This window comes from Micromonospora sp. L31, from assembly GCF_052068075.1.
Lineage (GTDB): Bacteria > Actinomycetota > Actinomycetes > Mycobacteriales > Micromonosporaceae > Micromonospora > Micromonospora purpureochromogenes.
Genome location: NZ_JBQHDC010000026.1, coordinates 1 through 2,097 on the forward strand (window position 1 = coordinate 1; position 2,097 = coordinate 2,097).

At 68.4% G+C, this 2,097-nt stretch carries 4 protein-coding genes; 1 reads left to right on the forward strand and 3 read right to left on the reverse strand.

Annotated elements, in window-relative coordinates:
• Positions 1-203 (forward strand): YdeI/OmpD-associated family protein (locus ACTMS9_RS30555; RefSeq protein WP_441166631.1); only part of this gene is annotated, 203 nt, incomplete at its 5' end.
• A gap of 15 nt (positions 204-218) precedes the next feature.
• Here the strand turns inward: ACTMS9_RS30555 and ACTMS9_RS30560 are convergent.
• From ACTMS9_RS30560 to ACTMS9_RS30570, 3 genes are all read right to left on the reverse strand, one after another.
• A complete protein-coding gene (locus ACTMS9_RS30560) occupies positions 219-521 on the reverse strand; it encodes a hypothetical protein (RefSeq protein WP_441149644.1) in 303 nt (100 codons plus the stop codon).
• Between the two features lie 114 nt (positions 522-635).
• A complete protein-coding gene (locus ACTMS9_RS30565) occupies positions 636-1,130 on the reverse strand; it encodes a nitroreductase/quinone reductase family protein (protein WP_441149643.1) in 495 nt (164 codons plus the stop codon).
• Positions 1,131-1,355: 225 nt separating this feature from the next.
• The gene (locus tag ACTMS9_RS30570; protein WP_441149642.1) at positions 1,356-1,811 is read right to left on the reverse strand and encodes an NUDIX domain-containing protein; all 456 of its coding nucleotides are present in this window, start codon (positions 1,809-1,811) and stop codon (positions 1,356-1,358) included.
• Positions 1,812-2,097 lie beyond the last annotated feature (286 nt).

A 2,097-nucleotide genomic window follows, 5' to 3' on the forward strand; every position in this document is an offset into this window, starting at 1 on the left:
TCCTCGCCGCCATCGCCGCCGACCCCGCCGCCCAGGCCATGTTCGACGTACTCACCAAAACCAACCGGTTCGCTCTCATCCACCGCGTCAATGCCGTCAAACGGGCGCAGACCCGCGAGCGAAAGATCAGCGAGTTCGTTGCCATGCTGGCCCGTCACGAGACGATCTACCCGCAGAAGGCCAAGCCTCCGAACTCGCCGTAATCGGCATCTTCATGATCATGCGCACTCACTTGCCGCGATCCGCGCTCGTACCACCGAGCTGCAGTAACGCTTGGTAGCTGCCGGCGGATGGCGTCCGCTGCCCGACGTGAACCGGGTCCGCATGTTCAACCGCGCCACGTAGTACGCGGTGAACGCCGCGGTCGCTGGGCACGCGACGAAGTCCTCCTCCGCCACCAGGTGCGCCAGCCGCGCCTTGCCGAACGCCACGGCCGCCTCCCGATCGCGCTCTACGGCCAGGATCCCGTTGTTGTGCTGCAGGTGCAGCAACGCCCGCACCGCCCGCCGGTACGCCCGCACGGACACTCCCGGCAGGCGCTTCCGACGCGTGACGGCATCCATCCGGTCCCGCGCATCGGCGAGCCCGCCCCACGCGCCCCGCGCACCCCGCGGCTTCCGCCGGTCGCTGGCCAATCAGTTACCCGGTACCGGGTCCGTCGCGTCGGGTCTGGGCTCCAGGACCACCACCGCGGTTTCGGACGTCCGCAGCGCCGCGAAGGCGTCCAGGTTCGTGTCGATCTCGCGCCAGCGGGCCCACAGCCGCAACCGCTCGTCGCCTGTCGCGGCGTGAGCGCGCATCAGCCGCCGCCCGTCGACCAGATCGACGGTCGCGTCGGGATGCGTCTGCAGGTTGAGCCACCAGGCGGGCTCACCCTCACCCCACCCGTTCATCGCCAGCGAGACCAGGTTCGGTCCATCCTCGAAGTACCCGATGATGACGCTGCGCTGCCGGCCGGTGTGGCGCCCGGTCGTAGTCAGCCGCAACGCGCCCCAACCGTTGGTGCGCGGTCGCCACAGTCCGAACCGGCCACGAAAGATCCGGTACAGGCCTCGGTGCACCGACCAGGCGAGACGGATAAACCAGCGCGGCGGAAGCCGCGGTGCTCTCGGCCGGTGCTCGACCGACATGGCGACCTCCCACGTCTAGCTGGCTGTGGTCACGAACAAGACGCTAGCCGCAGCCGGGAGCGGGCGGAAGAGCCGAACGGCCCGCCGCTGCCGCGGCTGAATCACCTCCTCGCTGGCCCCGCATCGGTGCAGCCGGTCGAGCAGTACGCCCTTGGCCCAGCGGCCGGTGAAGGGTCCGCTCATGGCCGCGAACAGGGCGTCGATCTTGACTGTGGCAACGCCCTGTCATGCCGATGAGGGCGCACCCCTGGCTTCCGGAGCGACGAACGTGACGAGCACGGCGGTGAGCATCGAGAGATACGACTCGTGAGCGAGACGCAGGCTGTCAAGGTCGGACGTCTCGAACCACGCCACAGCGTCGTGCTCGTCCGGCGCGGCGTTGACGGGTGTTCCGGTCCACCTGTCGATCAACCAGATCTGCATGTCGAACGTCGCGGTCCGGATCTCATGCATCGGCGGGCTGGACGGCTCCGATGCCGTGATTCCCAACTCCTCCCGAAGCTCGCGGACAAGGCTCTCTTTCGGATCCTCCCCCTCCTCAACATGCCCGCCCGGCAGGTCCCACACGTCGGGATACCAACGGCGTCCGGCGCTTCGATGACACAGCAACACCCGATCGCCGTCGCGAAGAACGGCCGTCACAATCCGGACCGGACCGGAGTCGTCAGCGGAGATCGTCATCGGCACATTCTGACCCATGCGGATCTGCCGCCGGTCGGGCGTCGCGCCGGGTGGTCAGCCGCGGTGCCGTAGCCGTCCGGTCGTAGCCGATGAGCGGATGCTGACCGCACCGCCTGTATCAACGGGACCGGGCGGCTATCCGAACCGGTCAGCCAGCTTCGTCAGCGTGGTCACGTACGCCGGCCAGTCATAGTCGTGGGGGACGTTGGTGTTCTCCCGCCGCAAGCCGATCGCACTGTCGTGCTGCTCGCGCATGATGTCGGCGTGACCTGCGTGACGGGCGAGG